At 71.1% G+C, this 20,105-nt stretch carries 19 protein-coding genes and 1 tRNA gene; 5 read left to right on the top strand and 15 right to left on the bottom strand.

The annotated features are described in order from the left end of the window. Nucleotides 1–66: 66 nt before the first annotated feature. The 6 genes from tatA to AB2L57_RS11470 all read right to left on the bottom strand — a co-directional run bounded on the left by tatA (nt 67) and on the right by AB2L57_RS11470 (nt 5,122). Nucleotides 67–342, bottom strand: a complete 276-nt coding sequence (gene tatA / locus AB2L57_RS11495; RefSeq protein ID WP_292811694.1) for a Sec-independent protein translocase subunit TatA — start codon at nt 340–342, stop codon at nt 67–69. A gap of 80 nt (nt 343–422) precedes the next feature. After that, nucleotides 423–1,406: a YafY family protein gene (locus AB2L57_RS11490; protein WP_292811691.1), complete on the bottom strand. Its 984-nt coding sequence runs from the start codon at nt 1,404–1,406 to the stop codon at nt 423–425. Beyond that, complete coding sequence (locus AB2L57_RS11485; protein ID WP_292811689.1) at nt 1,406–2,389, bottom strand: YafY family protein; 984 nt, start codon at nt 2,387–2,389, stop codon at nt 1,406–1,408. Before AB2L57_RS11485 ends, AB2L57_RS11490 begins: the two co-directional genes overlap by 1 nt. A 59-nt stretch (nt 2,390–2,448) precedes the next feature. Beyond that, nucleotides 2,449–3,417 (bottom strand): FKBP-type peptidyl-prolyl cis-trans isomerase, encoded by a 969-nt coding sequence (locus AB2L57_RS11480; protein WP_292811687.1) that lies wholly within the window; start codon nt 3,415–3,417, stop codon nt 2,449–2,451. A 5-nt stretch (nt 3,418–3,422) separates the two neighbouring features. Next, nucleotides 3,423–4,469, bottom strand: a complete 1,047-nt coding sequence (locus AB2L57_RS11475) for a tRNA (adenine-N1)-methyltransferase (protein WP_292811685.1) — start codon at nt 4,467–4,469, stop codon at nt 3,423–3,425. Then, on the bottom strand, nt 4,466–5,122 hold the full coding sequence (locus AB2L57_RS11470; RefSeq protein WP_292811704.1) for an HAD family phosphatase: 657 nt from the start codon (nt 5,120–5,122) through the stop codon (nt 4,466–4,468). The genes AB2L57_RS11475 and AB2L57_RS11470 overlap by 4 nt, the downstream gene beginning before the upstream one ends. Nucleotides 5,123–5,296: 174 nt before the next feature. Here AB2L57_RS11470 and AB2L57_RS11465 point away from each other — a divergent pair, with 174 nt between their 5' ends. After that, a complete protein-coding gene (locus tag AB2L57_RS11465) occupies nt 5,297–6,163 on the top strand; it encodes a PAC2 family protein (RefSeq protein WP_292811682.1) in 867 nt (288 codons plus the stop codon). A 34-nt stretch (nt 6,164–6,197) separates the two neighbouring features. Here the strand turns inward: AB2L57_RS11465 and AB2L57_RS11460 are convergent, their stop codons facing one another. Together AB2L57_RS11460 and AB2L57_RS11455 are read right to left on the bottom strand one after the other, a co-directional pair. Continuing rightward, nucleotides 6,198–7,028: an undecaprenyl-diphosphate phosphatase gene (locus AB2L57_RS11460; RefSeq protein WP_292811702.1), complete on the bottom strand. Its 831-nt coding sequence runs from the start codon at nt 7,026–7,028 to the stop codon at nt 6,198–6,200. A 67-nt stretch (nt 7,029–7,095) separates the two neighbouring features. Then, nucleotides 7,096–8,424 (bottom strand): M20/M25/M40 family metallo-hydrolase, encoded by a 1,329-nt coding sequence (locus AB2L57_RS11455; RefSeq protein WP_409047147.1) that lies wholly within the window; start codon nt 8,422–8,424, stop codon nt 7,096–7,098. Nucleotides 8,425–8,504: 80 nt separating this feature from the next. Between AB2L57_RS11455 and AB2L57_RS11450 the strand changes: the two genes are divergently transcribed. Next, nucleotides 8,505–8,589, top strand: a tRNA-Leu gene (locus AB2L57_RS11450). A gap of 411 nt (nt 8,590–9,000) precedes the next feature. Here the strand turns inward: AB2L57_RS11450 and AB2L57_RS11445 are convergent. Together AB2L57_RS11445 and AB2L57_RS11440 are read right to left on the bottom strand one after the other, a co-directional pair. Beyond that, nucleotides 9,001–10,095, bottom strand: a complete 1,095-nt coding sequence (locus AB2L57_RS11445; RefSeq protein WP_292811678.1) for a VIT1/CCC1 family protein — start codon at nt 10,093–10,095, stop codon at nt 9,001–9,003. Between the two features lie 121 nt (nt 10,096–10,216). Further along, nucleotides 10,217–12,043 (bottom strand): DEAD/DEAH box helicase, encoded by a 1,827-nt coding sequence (locus tag AB2L57_RS11440; protein WP_292811700.1) that lies wholly within the window; start codon nt 12,041–12,043, stop codon nt 10,217–10,219. Nucleotides 12,044–12,261: 218 nt separating this feature from the next. On the opposite strand from AB2L57_RS11440, the gene AB2L57_RS11435 reads away from it, so the two are divergent. After that, the gene (locus AB2L57_RS11435) at nt 12,262–13,128 is read left to right on the top strand and encodes an SGNH/GDSL hydrolase family protein (RefSeq protein WP_409047146.1); all 867 of its coding nucleotides are present in this window, start codon (nt 12,262–12,264) and stop codon (nt 13,126–13,128) included. A 37-nt stretch (nt 13,129–13,165) separates the two neighbouring features. Here AB2L57_RS11435 and AB2L57_RS11430 read toward each other — a convergent pair whose 3' ends face one another. After that, nucleotides 13,166–13,969, bottom strand: coding sequence for an RNA methyltransferase (locus AB2L57_RS11430; protein ID WP_292811673.1), 804 nt, complete (start codon nt 13,967–13,969; stop codon nt 13,166–13,168). Between the two features lie 92 nt (nt 13,970–14,061). On the opposite strand from AB2L57_RS11430, the gene AB2L57_RS11425 reads away from it, so the two are divergent. Then, nucleotides 14,062–14,925: a Sir2 family NAD-dependent protein deacetylase gene (locus AB2L57_RS11425; protein ID WP_292811671.1), complete on the top strand. Its 864-nt coding sequence runs from the start codon at nt 14,062–14,064 to the stop codon at nt 14,923–14,925. A 28-nt stretch (nt 14,926–14,953) separates the two neighbouring features. Further along, complete coding sequence (locus tag AB2L57_RS11420) at nt 14,954–15,565, top strand: histidine phosphatase family protein (protein ID WP_292811669.1); 612 nt, start codon at nt 14,954–14,956, stop codon at nt 15,563–15,565. Between the two features lie 63 nt (nt 15,566–15,628). Here AB2L57_RS11420 and AB2L57_RS11415 read toward each other — a convergent pair whose 3' ends face one another. Genes AB2L57_RS11415 through AB2L57_RS11400 form a run of 4 tightly spaced genes read right to left on the bottom strand, consistent with a single transcriptional unit; the run spans nt 15,629 to nt 20,105 of the window. Next, complete coding sequence (locus AB2L57_RS11415; protein WP_409047145.1) at nt 15,629–16,438, bottom strand: HpcH/HpaI aldolase/citrate lyase family protein; 810 nt, start codon at nt 16,436–16,438, stop codon at nt 15,629–15,631. Then, nucleotides 16,435–16,971, bottom strand: a complete 537-nt coding sequence (locus AB2L57_RS11410) for a MaoC family dehydratase (RefSeq protein ID WP_409047144.1) — start codon at nt 16,969–16,971, stop codon at nt 16,435–16,437. The genes AB2L57_RS11415 and AB2L57_RS11410 overlap by 4 nt, the downstream gene beginning before the upstream one ends. 10 nt (nt 16,972–16,981) lie before the next feature. Then, entirely contained in the window at nt 16,982–18,136 is a 1,155-nt protein-coding gene (locus AB2L57_RS11405) for an acyl-CoA dehydrogenase family protein (protein ID WP_409047143.1), read from the bottom strand. After that, nucleotides 18,126–20,105 carry an acetyl/propionyl/methylcrotonyl-CoA carboxylase subunit alpha gene (locus tag AB2L57_RS11400; RefSeq protein ID WP_409047142.1) on the bottom strand — a complete coding sequence of 660 codons (1,980 nt, stop codon included), beginning with the start codon at nt 20,103–20,105 and terminating at the stop codon, nt 18,126–18,128. Before AB2L57_RS11400 ends, AB2L57_RS11405 begins: the two co-directional genes overlap by 11 nt.

Below are 20,105 nucleotides of genomic sequence, written 5' to 3'. Positions count from 1 at the left end.
GCGCTTGTCGCGGCGCGGTTCGTCATCCCCGACGGTCACGCCCGCAGCGGTCGTGGCCACGGCAGCCTACGGCTTTGTGTCGGAAGACGCGCCCGGTGCAGGGGGCGTCGAACTCGCCGAGGCGTTCTGCCCGAGCGAGGGATCGTACGGCGGGGTGCCGACCGTCTGCTCGGTCTTGCCCTCGGAGTGATCTTCGTCCTTCATCGCCTTCATCTCGCCCTTGAAGACGCGAGCGGACTGGCCGACGCTCTTGGCCAGTGCGGGGAGCTTGGCCGCACCGAAGAGCAGCAGGATCACCGCAAGAAGAATCAGCAGGTGCCAGCCGTTGAGGTTTCCCAACATGGTGCTCTCCGTCTCACGTGAGGATGCGGTCCGCCCAGTCTAACCCGCGGATGCCGCGATGGCCGGGAGCCTCAGGCCGCTCACTCGTACTGCGCAAGCCCCTGGCGCGCCCAGGCGATGCTCGCTTCGCGCGCTTCGCTGGGCGCGACGACCTCGACGGCCCCGCCCCGGCGGGCCGCGAGGCGCTTGAGCTGCTGTGGGTCCGCGACCCGCAGCACCGCGGAGGACAGCGGCTCACCCGGGGTGACCTCGGCGAAGTCGAGGTACTGACCGAGCAGGGGCGCGGCATGAGGGACGAATCGGATCGACGCCTCGAGCGCCCCGTCCGCCCGAGTGAACACCTCGGTCTCGGGATCGTCGTGGTGCGCGGCGGGAATGTCCGTGACCACCACGTCGCTGACCCGGTCGAGGTGGAAGGTGCGCATGTCGCGGCGCAGATGACACCAGCCCCGCAGGTACCACTGATCGTCGGTGACGACGATGCGCACCGGGTCCACCGTGCGAGTCGTGGCCTCGGCATCCGGCTTTCGATGCGTGAAGGACACCGCTCGCCCCCGGTCGAGGGCGTCGCGCACCGCGGACCGCACGTCGTCGATGGGGTCGGCGGTGACGACCAGCTCCGTCGGCGCCGCGCTCGCCCCGCGCGCGAGCTTTGCGATGAGCGCCGGGACGACGCCACCGCCGGCGACTCCCGGGGCCGACTGCGCGAGCTGCAGTCCCGCCAGCAGTGCCGCGGCCTCGCGGGCGGTCAGCCGGGGCGCCCGTTCGAACGCGACGGTGTTCAGCAGCTGCAACTCGTCGCTCTGATCGAGCAGGTCCCAGTCGATGTCGAAGAGCTCGTTGTGCATACCGCCCGGCAGACCGATCACGACCAGACTCTCCGCGAGGGCCCGGAGGGTGTCGGGGTCGACGTCGAGATCGCGCGCCGCCTCGACGACCGGCACCGGACCGCGCTCGACGAGATAGGGCACGAGATTCATCACGAGCGCCACGCGGTCGATCGCGACCATGGCGACGGGCCGTGGCAGGGAGCCGCGCGCCCCGCCCTGGGAAGGAACCGACATCAGCTCGCCTCCCCGTGCGCGGACAGCGTGCGCTGCAGCCGCAGGATGACCTGCGCCCGCAGGGCCTCGGGCCCCTCGACGAACACTTCGGGTCCGTAGGAGGCGAGTTCGTCGGCCAGCACGTGCACGTCGATGAACGGCACGTGCACCTGGTCGCCGCGCCGTTCGCCGCGCCGTCGCAGTCGCAGCGCCGCCTCCGTGCCCTCCTGCACCCGGAGCACGGCGGTGTTGCGCGCCGCGACCTGTTCGAGCCCTCGGCGCGCTCGCTCCCCCGCACCTGCTCGCGCGGCGGGATCGAAACGCTGCCGCGTCGGCTCGATGTCGCCGACGATGCGAGAGAGCAGGAAGGTCCGCTCCTGGGCCAGGTCGCGGTCGTATCCGTAGACGTGCCAGCGTCCCTCGACATCGATCAGGGCGTGGGGCTCGAGAGTGCGCAGGCGGGGGACGTCGTCGCCGGGCTTGACGTAGGTGAAGCGCACGACCCGCCCCTGATCAGCGGCCTGGCGCAGCGCCGGGAAGGCGGCATCCCGCGCCGTGATCCGGGGCGCGAAGCCGATGATCGGCTCGTCGACCTCGATACCCAGAGCGCGGATCTTGCGCAACGCGGACCGCGCCTCGCCCGAGATGGAACTCTCGCCCCATACCGCGGCGGCGACGTTGAGCACCGCCACCTCGGCGGGGGTGAACTCGAGGTCCTCGGGCAACACGTACTCGGCCTTGGGGATGACGTAGCGCGCCTCGCGCAGATCGTCGGGGTCGGCGGCGTCACCGAGCGTGTGGATGGGTACACCGAGCTCGCGAAGGGCATCCTTGTCGCGCTCGAACATCTTCTCGAGCGCGTCGACGCTGCGCCCTTCGGCGCGCGCCTCGCGGTATCCGGACACGCTCGAGAGGATCTGCTCCTTCGTCAGCCCGTAGCGATGCGCCATGAGCGCGACGGTGAGACTGAGCAGCCGCTCCTCGGGCGCGATCTTCTCCGGCACGCCCCAATCCTAGGTCGGCGCTCCCGCGTCCGGCGCGAGCGCGACGCCGCCGGGACGGACTATCCGGCGGGAGCGTCGATGCCGAGGATGTCGACGACGAAGACGAGCGTCGACCCACCCGGGATGCTGCCGGCATCGTCGTCGCCGTACCCGAGCTCGGGCGGGATCACGATCAGCACCTGCGAGCCGACGGTCTGCCCCTCGAGAGCCTGCCCGAAGCCTTCGACGACCTGATCGAGTTCGAACGACGCGGGAGTCTTGCCCTCGTCCCACGTCGAGTCGAACACGGTGCGGTCGTCCCAGAGGACGCCGGTGTACGCCACGCGCACCGGGGCGTCGCCCGTGACGATCTCGCCGCGTCCCTTCTTGAGCACCTGCACCTGGAGGTCGGACGGGGGCGCGGTGTCGGGAACGATGATGCCGGGGCGCCCGTCGGGTGCGCGGACGACCGAGGGCATGCCGTGGCCGGTCACGAACTGGTCGTCGCCGTCCGCCTTGTCGAGGTAGACCTTGCGCAGGTCGGTGACGACGATGGCGGTCGCTCCCGGTGCAAGCCCCAGTCCCTCGGCGGTCTGTTCGTCGAGATCGCCGGAGGGGATCACGCTCACGACGCGGCCGCCCTCGCGCGCGCACGCCAGTGACTGCTCGAGCGTGGGGAAGATGCCCGTCCACTGAGTCAGGGGCGCCGCGTCGAGCGTGCCGTCGAAGGGCGTCGAGACGAGCTGCTCGCCGCTCTCGCCGTCGAAGACAGCGAGGTCGAAGACCACCAGCTGGTCGTCGGTGCGAATGGCCGTCCCCTCGCCGGTGAGCACATCGGCCCACATCGTGGAATCCGTCTGCACGGGGGTGTAGGCCTCGAGCTCGGGCATCTCACCAAGGTCGCCCTCGACGCTCACGAGCTCGGCGACGGCCGAATCCGGCGACACCTCGCGCTCGCACGCGCCGCCGGAGGGCTGCGCCGAGGCGCAGCCGACGAGTCCTAATCCGACGAGGCCGACGGCTGCCACCAGAGCGGGAAGTCTACGCACGCGCATCAGTCTAGGCCGTCGTCCGACGTCGCCCCGTGGGGGTCGTCGCCCGCAAGCGGTCCGCCGTCGAGGCGGGCATCTGCCGCCTTGCGTGCCTCGCGGACCCGCTTGCGCAGGTTCTTGTCGGTGATCTCGCGGTCACCGACGGCACCCGGGGTCCACAGCTCGACATCCTCGTCGCCGTAGCTCGACTTGGATGCGCGACGCTTGACCTCGGGGGGCACTGCGCCGGGGGCAAGGCGACGCGCCGAGATCAGAAAGCCGGTGTGCGCAATCATGCGGTGGTCGGGTCGCACGGCGAGGCCCTCGACGTGCCAGCCGCGCACGATCGTCTCCGAAGCCTCCGGATCGGTGAACAGCCCCGTGCCGCGCAGGTACTCCGCGACGCGTGAGAGCTGCGTCGCCGTCGCGACGTAGCAGAGCACGACACCGCCGGGAGTGAGGGCGTCCGCGACGACGTCGATGCATTCCCAGGGCGCGAGCATGTCGAGCACGACGCGGTCGACGGCGCCGGGCGGCAGGGCATCGGGGAGATCTGCGGCGAGGTCGCCCACACGCACCTCCCACCGTTCGGGGTGCTCGCCGAAGAACGTCTCGACGTTCGCCGTCGCCACCTCGGCGAACTCGGGCCTGCGCTCGAACGAGACCAGTCGCCCCTCGGGTCCGACGGCCCGCAGCAGCCAGAGGGAGAGCGCGCCGGATCCGACCCCCGCTTCGACGACCGTGGCCCCGGGGAAGATGTCGGCCTCGGCGAGGATCTGCACGGCATCCTTCGGATACACGATGGCCGCACCGCGCGGCATCGACATGACGAAGTCGCGCAGCAGAGGGCGCAGGGCGAGGTACTCGTGTCCTGAGCTGTTGACGACGACGGAGCCGTCGGGAGCGCCGATGAGGGCCTCGTGCGTGAGGACACCGTGGTGGGTGTGCAGCTCGCCGCCCTCGCGCAGCGTGATCGTGTGCCGGCGCCCCTTGGGGCCGGTCAGCTGCACGCGGTCTCCGAGGCCGAACGGCCCGCTCTGACGGGGGGCGGATGCGGGAGCCGCGCTCATGCGCCGTGCTCCGCGCCCGCGTGCCGGGCGTGTCGGGTCAGCAGATCCTGGAGCGTCGCCGGCGTCTCATCGGCCAGCGACGGCGAGAGCCGGTTCGCGCCGGTGCCCTCGAGCGAGACGATGTTGGGTACACCCAGGACAGCACCGCCCGCCGCGACGGCGGAACGGACGCCGTTCGGCGAATCCTCGATGGCCACGGTCTGCCGGATGTCGACCCCCAGCTCGTCTGCTGCCATCAGATACGGGTCGGGGAACGGCTTGGGACGGCTGACGTCGTCGCCCGCGATGACGAGATCGAAGGCGTCGAAGTCGATCAGTTCGACGATCGACAGCGCCATCCTGCGCATCGACATCGTCACGAGCGCGGTCGGGATCCCCGCCTCCTTCAGGGCGAAGAGCAGCTCACGCGCACCCGGGCGGAAGGGGACGCCCTCGCGGGCGAGGGATTCGAGCACGCGATCGGTGAGGGTGTCGACGATCTCGGGGACGCTCAGCCGCACACCGGCGGCCTGGAAGATGCGGGCCGCGTCATCGAGGCCGAGGCCCACGAGCTGCAGCGCCTGCTCGTGCGACCACGTGCCTCCGAAGCTCTCGACCAGCGGCGTCTCAGCGGCCATCCAATGGGGTTCGGTGTCGACGAGAGTGCCGTCCATGTCCCAGAGGACCGCGCGCAGAGGGGGGTGAGTCACCCGCCCCATGCTACCGACGCGCCCGAGGCCCGCCTGATACCCCTGTCCGCGCGACCGCCTATCCTTGAGGGAACCCGCGCGGGGGTGCAGGATGCTCGATTCTGCACCGCAGACCCGCAGAGCCAGTCGGGAGGCGTGGTGGATGGACTCGGACGCAGAGTGCTCGTGGCGGCATTCGACGGCTGGAACGACGCGGGAGAGGCGGCAACGGCTGCGGTCGCCGCGCTGCGCGAATCCGGCGAATACGAAGCCGTGCACTCGGTGGATCCCGAGCTCTACTTCGACTACCAGTACACCCGTCCCCACATCGCGATGGATGCCGAGGGCCGCCGCCAGCTGACCTGGCCCGAGACGACGATCCTGCGCCCGGCGCGGCGCACACGGGGCACGCAGCTCTGGCTGCTCACCGGGGTCGAACCCGCCCGCGCCTGGCAGGCCTTCGCCGCCGAGCTCATGGACGTCGCCCTGCGCGAAGACATCACCGGATTCGTCGCGCTGGGGTCGATGATGTCCGACGTGCCGCACACCCGGCCGATCTCGGTGTTCGCGGGCAGCGACAACGACCGGGTCCGCGACCACCTCGGCATCGACCGCAGCACGTACGAGGGCCCGGTCGGCATCCTGTCGGTGCTCGCCGAGGCGGCCGAACGAGCGGGAGTGCCCTCCGTCGGCCTGTGGGCGAGCGTCCCGCACTACGTCGCTGGCCACACGCCCTCCCCGAAAGCGACCCTGGCGCTGCTCGATCGTCTCGAGGACATCACCGGCGCACAGATCCCGCGCGGGGACCTGCCCACGCAGTCGGCGACCTGGGAGGCCTCCATCGACGCGGCGGCGGCCGACGACGAGGAGATGACCGAGTACATCCGCAGCCTCGAGCGCACGCGCGACACGTGGGACTCCCCCGAGGCGTCGGGAGACGCGATCGCCGAGGAGTTCGAGCGCTACCTGCGCCGCGGCGGCGGCGACGGACCGCGCAAGCCCCCTCGGGACGACCCGCGGCGCTGAGTCGCCGCGAGGGCTCGCGCCGGCGCCTCCGGACTCAGTACGGCTGCAGCACGCCCAGCGACAACAGCACGATCAGCAGGGCGCCGAGCGCGAGGCGGTAGATCACGAACGGCAGGAAGCTGCCCCGCTTGAGGTACTGCATGAGGAACGCGATCACGGCCAGTCCCACACCGAACGCGACAACGGTGGCCCCGGCCGTGTCGATCAGCGAGTAGGGGCCGCTCGGCTCCTCGAACGCCTGGAGCAGCTCGTAGAGCCCCGAGCCGAACACGGCAGGCACGGCGAGGAGGAAGGCGTACTCGGCCGCCGCGGGCCGGGTGTAGCCGAGCGCGAGCCCGAGGGTGGTCGTCGCGCCGGAGCGGGACACCCCCGGGATGAGTGCGAGGGCCTGCGCGAAGCCGAGGCCCAGGCCGTGCGGGTAGGTGAGGTCGCTGAGCTGACGGCGGCGGGAGCCCCATCGATCCGCCGCGCCGAGGAGCAGACCGAAGCCGATCAGGACGATGGCCACGAGCCACAGGTTGCGGAAGGTGCCGCGGATGACGTCCTGGAAGAGGAACCCGAGCACCCCGATCGGGATGGTGCCGATGATGATCAGCCATCCCATCCGCGCATCCGGATCATTGCGGGGCACGGCGCCGGTCAGCGACTTCGCCCATCGCGAGATGATCCGCACGATGGTTCCCCAGAAATAGACCAGCACGGCGAGCTCGGTGCCGATCTGGGTGATGGCGGTGAACGTCGCGCCCGGGTCCTCGGCCGAGGGCAAGAACTCTCCGACGATGCGCAGGTGGGCGCTCGATGAGATCGGCAGGAACTCGGTCAACCCCTGCACGATGCCGAGGATGAGGGCTTCGATGAACTGCATGGCGCCTTCCGGGTTGGTCGCAGCGATGCGGGAGTGATGAGGGATGCCGGGTCCCGGCATCCGCGGATCAGCAGGTGCGGATCAGATCGGTCAGCACGCGCTGACCGAATTCGAGCGACGCGATCGGCACGCGTTCGTCGACACCGTGGAACATGCCGGTGAAATCGAGGTCGGCGGGCAGTCGCAGCGGTGCGAACCCGAAGCCGGCGATGCCGAGTGAGGCGAGAGCCTTGTTGTCGGTGCCGCCGCCCATCAGGTACGGGATGACGGGGGCGCCGGGATCGTGCCGGCCGAGGGCCGCGACCATCCGCTCGACGAGGTCGCCGGAGAACGGCACCTCGAGACCGATGTCGCGATGCACGGTCTGGATCTCGACGTCGTCACCGATGATGCGGCGGATGTCGGCGAGGGCGGCATCCTCCGTGCCGGGGAGTACCCGCACGTCGATGAGCGCTTCGGCGCGATCCGGGATCACGTTGTGCTTGTACCCCGCCGTGAGCCCCGTGGGGTTGGCGGTCGTGCGCAGCGTGGAGCGCAGGAAGCCCTGTGCAGGGCCGGTGTACGCGGCGAGGGCGTCCGGGTCGGCGTCGGATTCTCCCGTGATCTCGGCGAGGCGCGCGAGCAGCTGCGTGGTCGTCTCGGTCAGACGCACCGGCCACTCGGTCCGACCGAGCGCCGCGACCGCCTCGGCCAGGCGGGTCACGGCATTGTCTCCGTGCAGGCGCGAACCGTGCGCGGCGCGGCCGCGGGCGACGAGCCGGATCCAGAGCAGCGCCTTCTCCCCCACCTGCAGCAGATACGCACGCCGACCGGCGACATCGATCGAGTAGCCGCCGACCTCGCTGATCGCTTCGGTCGCGCCGGCGAACCACTCGGGCCGATCGCGCACCACAAGCTGCGAGCCCTCGACGCCGCCGTTCTCCTCGTCGGCGAAGAAGGTGAGGATGAGATCACGATCGGGCTGTTCGCCTGCGCGCAGCAGCTCGGCGACCGACGTCAGGATCATGGCGTCCATGTCCTTCATGTCCACCGCCCCCCGACCCCACAGCATCCCGTCGCGCACGAGACCCTCGAAGGGATCGACGCTCCATCCCTCGGCGGGCGCGGGCACGACATCCAGATGACCGTGCAGGATGAGCGCCGGCCGATCGGGATTCTTGCCCGGCGCACGCGCGGTGACGTTGGTGCGCCGCGAAATCGGCTCGAAGTAGTGGGTGATGAGCCCGAGGGATTCGAGATAGGCGCCGACGTATTCGGCCGCCTCACGCTCCCCGGACGCTCGGCCGCCGCCCCAGTTCTGGGTGTCGATGCGGATGAGGTCGCGGGCGATGCGGGCCACTTCCGGCAGCGCGGCGGGATCGCTCGCGTTGGCGGCGGGTGCCGTGGGCCCTGACATGCGCACCAGGCTACCCGGGTCGGGAGGACGCCCCGGAACATGCTAGGCTCGATCCTCGGTTGCGAAAGCAACTCACCCATGCGCGGGTGGCGGAATAGGTAGACGCGCTAGCTTGAGGTGCTAGTGCCCGTATAGGGCGTGGGGGTTCAAGTCCCCCCTCGCGCACAGAACGAAAAAGGGTCCCGAAAGGGGCCCTTTTTTGTTGTGCGACAGTGTCGGCGCGACGCCCCTGGTTGGGGCCACGCGGCGCGGCGGGAACGAGCACAGGAGACGGCGCCGAAACAGGACGCATTGACGTGCAGCATCCTGTTCTGGGCGCATCTCCTGTTCTCGCGGCGTGCCGTACGTCGTACCCGGCGGCGGCCCGATCTGCGTGCCCGCGACCGGGTGCGATGCGACCCCACATTTCTGCAGCGAGCCACCACGCGTCGGAGGTGGGCTCGCTGCAGAGATGCGGGCTCGCTGCAGAAATGTGGGCTCGCTGCAAAAATGTGGGCTCGCTGCAGGAATGTAGGTTCGGCTCAGCATGCGCGGCCGCGGACCATGTCCGGCGGTGCAGCGGACGGACACCCGGGGCTACGCGGCCGTCACCCCGAACAGCAGGCCGAGCGCGTAGGTGATGGCGGCGGCGCCGAAGCCGATCGCGAGCTGGCGCAGCGCGCGCCGCAGCGGCGGCGCTCCCGAGAGCAGGCCGACGGTCGCCCCCGTTGCCAGCAGGGCGATTCCCACGAGCACCAGCGCGAGGACGACGGCCGCCACACCGCTCAGGCCGAGGATCCAGGGGAGCACCGGGATGATCGCGCCGGACGCGAAGAACAGGAAGCTCGATGTCGCGGCGCCCAGTGCGCCGCCGACGACCTCGTGGTCTCCCGAATCCCCGCGCGGACTGCGGTAGGGCTCGGCACGGTCGGCTGAGCGCGCCGCCTCGACGACCGCGCGAGCGCGCTCGATCGCCTCATCCGGCGTCAGGCCGCGCGTGCGGTAGACCAGGGCCAGCTCGTTCGCGTCGAGATCGAGGTCGGGCAGCACGTCGTCGGCGAAGTCATTCGGCTCGGTCGAGTCGAGCAGCTCGCGCTGTGAGCGCACGGAGACGAACTCCCCCGCACCCATGGAGAGCGCCCCGGCGAGCAGGCCCGCGATTCCGCTGAAGAGCACGAACTGCGGAGCGACCCCCGTGGCACCGATGCCCATGACGAGCGCGAGGTTGGAGACCAGGCCGTCGTTGGCGCCGAAGACGGCGGCGCGGAATGTGCCCGACAGTCGACGCCGGCCCCGCGCGGCGAGTCCGCGGACGACCTCGTGGTGGATCTTCTCATCGGCGCGCATGGCCGCGGTCGCGAAACGTTCGGTGTCGTACGGCGAGCGAGCCTCGGCGTTCTGTGCCAGCGCCAGCACGAAGATCGAGCCGAATCGGCGCGCCATCCACGCCAGCATCCGTGTTCCTGCCCCGGGCCGCGGCAGGCGAGCCGGCTCGCCCCCGAGAAGGGTCAGCCAGTGCGCCTCGTGACGCCCCTCGGCGGCGGCGAGGGCCAGGAGGATGTCGCGCTCTTCGCCGTCGCGTCGCGCGGCCAGATCGCGATACACGCGCGCCTCGGCGCGCTCGTCGACGAGGTACCGCGTCCACCGTCGACGGTCGGCGGCGGTCGGGGTCTGCATCGCGGGCGCGATCATGCGGCCTCCAGATCGGCGGCGGGGGTCGGGGGGATGCCTCCACCGTAGGATCCGCATCGCGGCGTCACCGTCGATATCCCCGGATTGACAGCATTTCGGGGTTCCGAACCCGACCCGGTCGCTAGGAGCGCACCCGCTTGCGCAGCACCTCGATACGCGCCTGCAGCTGCGTGACCGTCGCGTGCGAGACCGCCGGCCCGCCGCAGATGCGACGCAGCTCGGCGTGTACGAGACCGTGCGCCTCGCCGCTCTGACGCGCGTAGAGGCCGACGAGGCTGTTGAGCAGTTGGCGCTGCTCCTTGAGCGTGCGGTGCAGCGCCTGCGGCGGGGCTGACTCCACGGTCTCGACCGTCTCACCGGAGGCGCCCTCGGCTGCCTCCCGCACCTTGCGGTGCCGCGTCTGCCGCGCCTGTCGCTGCATGAGCAGCTCGTGCACATGCTCGGGCTCGAGCAGTCCGGGCAGCCCCAGGAACTCCTCCTCTTCGGGCGTTCCGGGTACGGCGAGCTCGCCGAACTCCCGGCCGTCGAACATCACCCGATCGAAGTGCGCCAGCGAGCCGAGTGCCTGGAACGAGAACTCCTCCGTCAGGGAGTCGGAGGCCTTGTCCTCGCGCTCCGCGGCGTCCATGAGGTCGTCATCGAGTGCCCATTCGTCGTCGCCCTCGCTGTCGCGGTCGAGGGCGTGATCACGCTGACGTTCCATCTCGCCGGCCAGGGCGAGCAGCTGCGGCACGTTGGGCAGAAAGATGCTCGCCGTCTCGCCCCGGCGGCGGGCACGGACGAACCGCCCGATCGCCTGGGCGAAGAACAGCGGGGTCGACGCACTCGTCGCGTAGACGCCCACCGCCAGGCGCGGGACGTCGACACCCTCGGAGACCATCCGCACGGCGACGAGCCAGCGCGACGTCGACGAGGAGAACGTCTCGATGCGGGAGGAGGCCTCGGCCTCGTCCGAGAGCACGATCGTCGGCTGCTCCCCCGTGAGCCGCGCGAGGATCGCGGCGTAGGCGCGGGCGGCCGTCTGGTCGGTCGCGATGACCAGGCCCCCCGCGTCCGGAATCTGCTCCCGCACCTCGGTCAGGCGACGGTCGGCGGAGCGGAGCACCGCCGGAATCCAGTCGCCGTCGGGGTTCAGCGCCGTGCGCCACGCCTGAGCGTTGACGTCTTTGGTGTTGTCTTGGCCGAGATGGGCCTCCATCTCATCGCCCGTGCGCGTGCGCCAGCGCATCTTTCCGGCGTAGACGAGGAACATCACCGGACGCACGACGCCGTCCTCGAGCGCTCGCCGGTACCCGTACGCGTAGTCGGTGCGGGAGAGGCGGATGCCCTTCTCATCGGGCAGGTACTCCACGAACGGGATCGGCGCGGTGTCGCTGCGAAACGGGGTGCCCGACAGCAGCAGCCGACGGGTCGCGCGACCGTAGGCCTCGCGCAGCGCATCACCCCAGCTCAGCGCGTCACCGCCGTGGTGCACCTCGTCGAGGATCACCAGCGTGCGCGCATCGTCGACCAGCCGCTGATGGATGGATGCCTTCACCGCGACCTGCGCGTAGGTCACCGCGACGCCGTGGTAGTGCCGTGCGGGCATCGCGTGCCGGTTGCTGAACGCGGGATCGAGCCGCAGCGACACGCGCGCGGCGGCATCCGCCCACTGCGTCTTGAGGTGCTCGGTGGGTGCCACGACGACGATGCGCGTGACCACGCGCCGGCGCAGGAGCTCCGTCGCCAGTCGGAGCGCGAAGGTGGTCTTGCCGGCGCCGGGTGTCGCGGCCGCGAGGAAGTCGCGTGGGCCCTTGCCCGGTCCGTCGGGGCCGTCGAGCGCGAAGTACTCGTCGAGGGCCTCGGCCTGCCAGGCGCGCAGACGCTGCGCTGTTCCCCAGGGGGCGCGCTGGGGGTAGGACGGCGAGAGGTGCTCGGCGGCGAAGCTGCCCACGTGGGCGCCCGGCATCTCTTCGGTCACGACACCCCCTCCCTCCGGCGCGGATCGGTCGCGCACGCCGACCGCGCACGCGGATCGGGACCCTCCCCGTGCCGACTGACCACGATAATCGACGCCCCCGACAGCCCGAGGCGGGCGCCCGCCGTTTCTCGGGGGAGCACTGACCGATCGACCGGGCGGCATGCCGGCGTTAGGGTCGATAACGGTCACGAACCGAGGAAAGAGCCATGTCAGACACAGATCACGTGCTCCCCCGCGTCGGCGACGACGTGAATGCCGGCCCACATCCCTGGCGGCGTTTCGTCGCCATCGGCGATTCGTTCACCGAGGGTATCGGCGATCCCGAGCCCGCCTCGCCCGGCGGTCATCGCGGCTGGGCCGACCGTGTCGCCGAGGTGCTCGGCTCACAGGTGCCCGATTTCGCGTACGCCAATCTCGCGGTGCGCGGGAGGCTCATCGGCCAGATCGTCGCGGAGCAGATCGATCCCGCGCTCGCCCTGGCTCCCGACCTGGTCACCCTGTGCGCGGGGGGCAACGACATCATCCGCCCCGGTGCCGACCCCGACACCGTCGCCTCCATCTTCGAGGATGCGGTCGTGCGCCTGGCCGGCACGGGCGCGACGGTCGTCATCTTCACCGGTATCGACGTCGGCTGGCAGCCCGTCTTCCGCTCGATGCGCGGCAAGATCGCGATCTACAACGAGAACCTGCGCTCCATCGCCGACCGCTACGACTGCGTCGTCGCCGACCAGTGGGCGCTGAAAGAGATCCAGGACCCGCGCTTCTTCGATGCCGACCGTCTGCACCTGAACTCCCTCGGTCACCACGAGGTCGCGCGGATGGTGCTGCGTGCGCTCAATGTGCCGAACGATCTCACTCCCATGCAGCCCGACCCCTACCCGGTCACGACGTGGCGCACCGCCCGCGCGAGCGACCTCGTGTGGGCCCGCACCCACCTCGTGCCGTGGGTGCTCCGGCGGCTGCGGCACGAATCGTCGGGCGATCGGATCACCGCGAAGCGCCCGGATCCCGCTCCTGTGCAGTTCCTCGCACCGGGCCGGGATGCTGCAGCCGACCGGGGCGAGCAGGTCTGACGCCGCGCAGCACGGCCGCCCGCCCGCCACCGCGAACTCAGCGCGCGCGCAGCTCCCACATCGCTACGGCGCTCGCGGCCGCGACGTTGAGCGAGTCCACGCCTCCCGCCATGGGAATCGTCACGATCGTGTCGGCCGCGTCGAGAGCGCGCCGGCTGAGGCCATCACCCTCGGCTCCGACGACGAGCGCGACACGCTCGGGTGCGCCGGCGGCGAAGACGTCCAGCGGAACGGCGTCCTCGGTCAGGGCGAGCGCCGCGATGTGCCAGCCGGCGTCGTGCAGGAGTTCCCGGGCGTCACGCCACTCGGGAAGGCGCGTCCACGCCACCTGGAACACGGTTCCCATCGACACCCGGACGCTGCGCCGGTAGAGCGGATCGGCGCAGCGCGGTGTTACGAGCACGGCATCGGCCCCGAGCGCCGCCGCGGCGCGGAAGACGGCGCCGACGTTGGTGTGGTCGACGAGGTCTTCGAGCACGACGACGCGCCGCGCCCCCGCCAGCACGTCGACGACGGGCCTGTCGGTCGGGCGGTGCATCGAGGCCAGCATCCCGCGGTGCACCGCGTATCCCGTGACACCCTCGACGACCTCCGCGGATGCGAGAAGCACGGGAACGTCGCGGTCGTGGAGCAGAGCCTCGACCTGCGGCATCCACTTCTCCTGCGTGAGCACCGAGCGCGGCTCATGCCCGGCGGCGAGGGCGCGCGCGAGAACCTTCGCGGATTCGGCGAGGTAGAGCCCGCCCGCGGGCTCGAGCACGCGACGCAGGGCCACATCGGTGAGGTCGCGGTAGTCGCTCAGCCGGGGGTCGGCGGGATCGGTCACCTGCTCGATGCGCATCGGCATCCTCTCGTCGGCACCGCTCCACGGTACGCGTAACATCCCGGTAAAGCCCGCCGTCTACACTGAGCCACCCGAGGAGGGACTCTGCGATGGTCTTCACCGCGCCAGGCGAGGTCGCCTTCGACCCTGCCACGTCGGCCCTGATCGGCCGGGCGATAGACGCCCTCGCCGGGAGGCGCGTCGCGGTGCTCACGGGCGCCGGGGTCTCGACGGATTCGGGCATCCCCGACTATCGCGGCAAGGGCGCGCCCACGCGCACCCCGATGACGGCGCAGCAGTTCGTCGCCGACGCCGGCGCGCGTCGTCGGTACTGGGTCGGCAGTCACCTCGGCTGGAAGGCGTTCGCCGCCGCCCGGCCCAATGCCGGGCACACCGCCGTCGCGGAGCTCGAGGCGCAGGGGGTCGCGGCCGGGGTCATCACGCAGAACGTCGACGGTCTGCACGTGCGCGCCGGCAGCAGCCGCGTGGTCGAGCTGCACGGCACGATGCGCCGCGTGTTCTGCACGCACTGCGGGCAGGTGTTCGACCGGCGTGACATCGCCGAGCGCGTCGAGGCCGACAACCCGTGGGTGGCGGTGCCCGACAACGTGCCGTTGGGGCCGGACGGCGACGTCCTCCCCGAGAGCACCGACGGATTCGTGGTGCCGGACTGCAGCGTCTGCGGGGGGATGCTCAAGCCCGACGTCGTCTTCTTCGGCGAGTTCATTCCGGCCGAGAAGTTCCGCGAGGCCGAACAGCTCGTGCACTCGAGCGACGCGCTCCTCATCGCCGGATCCTCGCTCGTGGTCAACTCCGGCATCCGGCTGGTCGAGCGGGCGCGCCGTCGCAAGCAGCCGGTCGTGATCGTCAATCGCGGCGTGACCCGCGCCGACGGCAAGGCGACCGTCAAGATCGATGCGGGAACCAGCGAGGTGCTGCGCACTCTGGCTCGGGCGCTCCCCGCCGCGCGCTGACGCCGTCGGGCCCGGGTAGGCTCGAGGAGTGACGATCCTCACCCTCGTGCGCCACGGACAGACCGACTGGAACCTCGCCCGACGCATTCAGGGAGAGACCGATGTCCCGCTCAACGACACGGGGCGCCGGCAGGCGGGGGATGCTGCGTCCGCACTTGCGGAGATGCTCGATCTCACCCGCCCCACGGTCGTCGTCGCGAGCGACCTGAGCCGCGCGGGCGAGACCGCCGAGATCATCGCCGACCGGCTCGGTCTCGACGCACCGCGCAAGCGATACCGCGAGCTGCGCGAGCGCGCCTACGGAGAGGCCGAGGGCGTGTTCATCGAGGATTTCCTCGCGCGCTTCGGCAGCTGGGACCGCGACAACATCCCGGGCGCCGAGACGCGCCCGGAGCTGCGCGCCCGCGGCGTGCGGGCCCTGCGCCGCGTCGCGCGCGATGTGCGGAGCGAGAGCGCGCCGACCGCGGCATCCGTCATCGTCGTCGCCCACGGCGCTCTGATCGGCGAGATGATCCGCCACGCGAGCGGCGACACGCTGCCGTTGGCGGGTGAGCGGATCGAGAACGGATCGGCTCACATGTTCCACATCGACGGGGACGCGCTGCGTCTGCTCTCGTACTCCGCGGTCGCCGCGGCGTAAGCCCCGGCGGAGGCTTCCTCGCGCGGCGATCAGCCCGCTCGGGCGTTCAGCCCGCTCGGAAGATCAGCCCGCTCGGGAGATCAGCGTGCGCGCGTGCCGCAGGACGGGCTCATCGACCATGCGTCCCTCGTGGACGAAGACTCCGGGCTGTCCTTCGGCGGCCGCGACCAGGCGTCTTGCCCGGGCCAGATCCGAGGGCGCGGGCCGGTATGCGGCGCGGATGATCCCGACCTGACCGGGGTGTATGCACGCGCTCGCGGCGAACCCCGACGCGGCCGCGTCGCGCGCCTCTCTCCGCAGCCCCTTGTCGTCGGCGATGTCGAGGTGCACGGCATCGATCGCGTCGATACCCGCGGCGCCCGCGGCCAGCAGGACCTGCGACCTCGCATGCCGGGCGATGTCACGGTAGCGGCCGTGGCGCTTGCGGCTCGAGGTGCCGCCGATGCTTGCGACGAGGTCTTCCGCGCCCCACATGAGTGCCGTCACGTTCGCGAGTGCCGCGAGCCGTTCGGCCGCGAGGACGCCCTTCGCGGTCTCGCACAGGGCGATGACGCGGAAGCGGGGGTCGACCCTCGCGATCGGCGAGGCCTGCTCGGCCTTGGCGACCATGATCGTGCGGTAATCGGTCTGGGCGAGGGTTGCGAGGTCGGCAGCGTACGCGGCGGAGCCCGGAGCGCTCACCCGCACGATCACGCGGTCGGGGTCGAGCGCGGATTCGATGACGGCACCGCGCGCCAGGACCTTGGCGTCGGCCGCGACGGCGTCCTCGAGATCGAGGATGACAGCATCCGCGCGCTCGATCGCCTTCTCGAATCGCTCGGGCCGATCGGCGGGGCAGAACAGGAGGGCGGGTCCATGCTCGAGAACACTCATGCTCGCGCTCCCCCATCGGCCTCGGGCGCGTGAGGACGGCACCACATCAGCGCGGAGCGTTCGGCGATCGCGACGATCCGGCCCTGCTCGTTTCGCGCCGTGTGCCGCATCGTCGCAACTCCCTGCCCCGGCCGTGACCGCGAAAGCCGCGCATCGATGACGACGGTCTCGGCCGTGATGGTGTCGCCGACGAACAGCGGATTCGGAAACCTCACCTCGCGCAGCCCGAGCTGCGCCACGAGGGTGCCCTGCGTCAGCTGCGCGACCGAGAGGCCCACCATGGTCGCGAGCGTCCAGAACGAGTTCATCAGGGTGCGCCCGAAGGGCTGCGTCGCCGAGAAGGCGGCATCCAGGTGCAGCGCCTGCGGATTCATCGTCAGCGTGGTGAACAGGACGTTGTCGGCCTCCGTGGCGGTGCGGCCGGGGGTGTGCACGTAGCGCACGCCGACCTCGAGCTCGTCGAACCACAGTCCGCGCTGGTGGATGCTGCGTTCCGATCCCGCGTCCGACCCGACGTCTGCCGCCTCGCTCATGCCGGCCACGCTACCCCGCGAGTCCGAGCGAGCGGGCGATGACGAGCAGCTGCACTTCGGAGGTGCCCTCGCCGATCTCGAGGATCTTGGAGTCGCGATAGTGCCGCCCGACCGGATACTCGTTCATGAAGCCGTAGCCGCCGAACAGCTGGGTCGCCTCCCGGGCGTTGTCCATCGCGGCCTCGCTCGCGACGAGCTTGGCCACGGCGGCTTCGGCTGCGAACGCCCGCCCCGCGCCGTGCAAGCGCGCCGCGTGGTGCCAGGCGAGGCGCGCCGTGTGGACGCGGGCCTGCATGCGCGCGATGGTGAACTGCGCGTTCTGCCGCGTGGCCAGCGGTGCGCCGAAGACCACACGGTCCCTCGCGTGGGCGAGTGCCGCCTCGAGGCAGCCGAGGGCCGCCCCCGTCGCGAGGGCCGCGATGGCGACGCGCCCCTCGTCGAGGATCTGCAGGAATCCCGAGAATCCGCGCCCCTGTTCGCCGAGCAGGTTCGCGGCCGGCACGCGGGCGCCCTCGAACCACAGCGGGTGCGTGTCGGAGGCGCGCCAGCCGACCTTGTCGTAGGCCGGTCCCACGGTGAATCCGGGCGTGCCGGAGGGCACGATGATCGTGGAGATCTCTCCCCGCCCGTCCGCCCGCTCGCCCGTCACGGCCGTGATCGTCACGAAGCTCGTGATGAGGGTGCCCGAGTTGGTGATGAACTGCTTTGCTCCATCGATCACCCACTCGTCGCCGTCGCGGCGGGCGGTGGTGCGCGTGGCGCCGGCATCCGACCCCGCGTCGGGTTCGGTGAGCCCGAACCCGGCGAGAGCCGTTCCGGCGAGCAGATCGGGCAGGAGCCGTGCGCGCTGCTCCGCAGTCCCGAAGCGGTGCACGGGCATCGCGCCGAGGCTCACCGCCGCCTCGAGGGTGATCGCGATCGACTGATCGACGCGCGCCAGCTGCTCGATCGCGATGCCCAGCGCGAACAGGTCGCCGCCCTGCCCTCCGACGTCCTCCGGGAAGGGGAGCCCGAACAGTCCGAGCTCGCCCATGCCCGCCACGACATCCAGGGGAAGGGTGTGATCACGATCCGCCTCGTACGCACGGGGCGCCACGACGTCGTCGGCGAAATCGCGCACCATCGCCTGCAGCGCCCGCTCCTCCTCGCTCAGGTCATACTCCATCCGATGCCTCCTCGTCACGCACTCGCACCCGACCGGAGCCGTCCGGCTCCTCGGGCGCGACCAGCGTCGCGACGATCTCGTCGCGACCGACCCGGGCGCCCTGACCCACCCGCAACCGCACGATGCCGGCGTGGGAGGCGCTGACGGGGTGCTCCATCTTCATGGCCTCGATCGTGACGATCCGCCCGCCCTCGTCGACCCGCGCGCCGTCGGCGACGTGCACGGACGTGACGATTCCGGGCATCGGCGCCCGGAGTTCGCCGTACGTCCCCGTCGCCGCGCGGTCCCGGGGCGTGCGCTGACGGGCGGATGCCGCACGCCGGTCGATCGGAGTCAGTCGGAGCGCTTCGCCGTCGGCGTGGATCCAGACATCGTCGCCGGCGATGAGGATCTCCGCACCGTGCGCGTCTACGGCCCGCCCCGGCGTCACGCGGACGTGGGCCTCCCCGCGACCGGTGTCGAAGCCGACGGCGACCCCGATCTCGCCGTCCAGACGCCACCCGCCGCGCTCCCGCCACAGCGGTGACGCGTCTACGGCATGGGTGGACTGCGCTCGCGCCGCGATCCACGCGGAGGCCGCCCGCTCGAGCGTGGTCACGGAGGGGGTGGGGTCCGGCAGCGGCGCCTGACGCTCGATGAGCCCCGTATCCAGCTCGCCGGCATGCACGGCAGGGTCGGCCAGAAGCGCCCGCAGGGCGGGGATGTTCGTCTCGATCCCCAGCAGGATCGTCTCGGCGAGTGCGCTGTCGAGACGCTCCAGCGCCTGGGTGCGATCGACTCCGTGCGCGATGATCTTCGCCACCATCGGATCGTAGAAGGCCGGTACGTCCGCGCCGGATTCGATGCCGGCATCCACCCGCACTCCCTCACCCCGCGGCGCACGCCAACGCCCCACCGTGCCCGTGGATGGCAGAAAGCCCCGACGGGGATCCTCCGCGTAGATGCGCGCCTCGATCGCGTGCCCCGACGATCGCGCGTCGTGCACTGCGGACGGGAGGGGCTCACCGGCGGCGATCCGCAACTGCTGTTCGACCAGGTCGATGCCGGTCACGAGCTCCGTCACCGCGTGCTCGACCTGCAGCCGCGTGTTCATCTCGATGAAGAAGAACTCGTCGGGCGCGTCCGCCGACACGAGGAACTCGACGGTGCCGGCGCCCTCGTAGTCCACACTCGCGGCTACTCGCAGCGCAGCATCCCCCAGCCGCTCCCGCAGGGCCGCATCGACGAGGGGCGAGGGAGCCTCCTCGATGACCTTCTGATGCCGGCGCTGCAGGGTGCACTCGCGCTCACCCAGATGGATGAGTGTGCCGTGGGCGTCGCCGAGCACCTGCACCTCGATGTGGCGCGGCCGCTCGATCAGCCGCTCGAGCAGCAGGGCGTCGTCGCCGAAGGCCGCACGCGCGACGCGTCTCGCCGACGCCAGCGCTTCGGGCAGGTCGCGACGGTCGCGCACGATCTGCATGCCTTTGCCTCCGCCGCCCGCGGAGGGTTTGATCAGCAGGGGAAAGCCGAGGGATGCCGCCGCGTCGGCCAGCTGCGTCTCGTCCAGGTCTGCCCCCGAGCGGCCCGGGATGACGGGCACGCCGTGGGCGGCGACGTGCTCGCGAGCGGCGATCTTGTCGCCCATGATCTCCAGAGCCCGCGTCCGGGGGCCGACGAAGACGATGCCCGCATCGGCGCACGCGCCGGCCAGCACAGGACTCTCGGAGAGGAAGCCATAGCCGGGATGCACGGCCTGCGCTCCGGTGAGCAGGGCCGCCTGAACGACGGCGTCGGCGCGCAGGTACGAGTCGGCGGCCGGTGCCGGTCCCAGCCGCACCGCCTCATCCGCCGCACGCGCATGCGGTGCCGATGCATCGGCGTCGCTGTAGACCGCGACCGAGCGGATGCCGAGGCGACGGAGTGTGCGCACGATGCGCACGGCGATCTCGCCGCGGCCCGCGACGAGCACCGATTCGAAGAGGGGCAT

The organism is Microbacterium sp. HA-8, assembly GCF_046111165.1.
Classification (GTDB): domain Bacteria; phylum Actinomycetota; class Actinomycetes; order Actinomycetales; family Microbacteriaceae; genus Microbacterium.
This window is presented reverse-complemented; position numbering and strand designations above follow the sequence as displayed.

Bases quoted from the DNA above. Each gene is read 5' to 3' on its own strand.
- tatA (WP_292811694.1), bottom strand. From the start codon at position 342: ATGTTGGGAAACCTCAACGGCTGGCACCTGCTGATTCTTCTTGCGGTG.
- AB2L57_RS11490 (WP_292811691.1), bottom strand. From the start codon at position 1,406: ATGTCGGTTCCTTCCCAGGGCGGGGCGCGCGGCTCCCTGCCACGGCCC.
- AB2L57_RS11475 (WP_292811685.1), bottom strand. From the start codon at position 4,469: ATGAGCGCGGCTCCCGCATCCGCCCCCCGTCAGAGCGGGCCGTTCGGC.
- AB2L57_RS11470 (WP_292811704.1), bottom strand. From the start codon at position 5,122: ATGGACGGCACTCTCGTCGACACCGAACCCCATTGGATGGCCGCTGAG.
- AB2L57_RS11460 (WP_292811702.1), bottom strand. From the start codon at position 7,028: ATGCAGTTCATCGAAGCCCTCATCCTCGGCATCGTGCAGGGGTTGACC.
- AB2L57_RS11455 (WP_409047147.1), bottom strand. From the start codon at position 8,424: ATGTCAGGGCCCACGGCACCCGCCGCCAACGCGAGCGATCCCGCCGCG.
- AB2L57_RS11445 (WP_292811678.1), bottom strand. From the start codon at position 10,095: ATGATCGCGCCCGCGATGCAGACCCCGACCGCCGCCGACCGTCGACGG.
- AB2L57_RS11440 (WP_292811700.1), bottom strand. From the start codon at position 12,043: ATGCCGGGCGCCCACGTGGGCAGCTTCGCCGCCGAGCACCTCTCGCCG.
- AB2L57_RS11435 (WP_409047146.1), top strand. From the start codon at position 12,262: ATGTCAGACACAGATCACGTGCTCCCCCGCGTCGGCGACGACGTGAAT.
- AB2L57_RS11430 (WP_292811673.1), bottom strand. From the start codon at position 13,969: ATGCGCATCGAGCAGGTGACCGATCCCGCCGACCCCCGGCTGAGCGAC.
- AB2L57_RS11425 (WP_292811671.1), top strand. From the start codon at position 14,062: ATGGTCTTCACCGCGCCAGGCGAGGTCGCCTTCGACCCTGCCACGTCG.
- AB2L57_RS11415 (WP_409047145.1), bottom strand. From the start codon at position 16,438: ATGAGTGTTCTCGAGCATGGACCCGCCCTCCTGTTCTGCCCCGCCGAT.
- AB2L57_RS11410 (WP_409047144.1), bottom strand. From the start codon at position 16,971: ATGAGCGAGGCGGCAGACGTCGGGTCGGACGCGGGATCGGAACGCAGC.
- AB2L57_RS11405 (WP_409047143.1), bottom strand. From the start codon at position 18,136: ATGGAGTATGACCTGAGCGAGGAGGAGCGGGCGCTGCAGGCGATGGTG.
- AB2L57_RS11400 (WP_409047142.1), bottom strand. From the start codon at position 20,105: ATGCCCCTCTTCGAATCGGTGCTCGTCGCGGGCCGCGGCGAGATCGCC.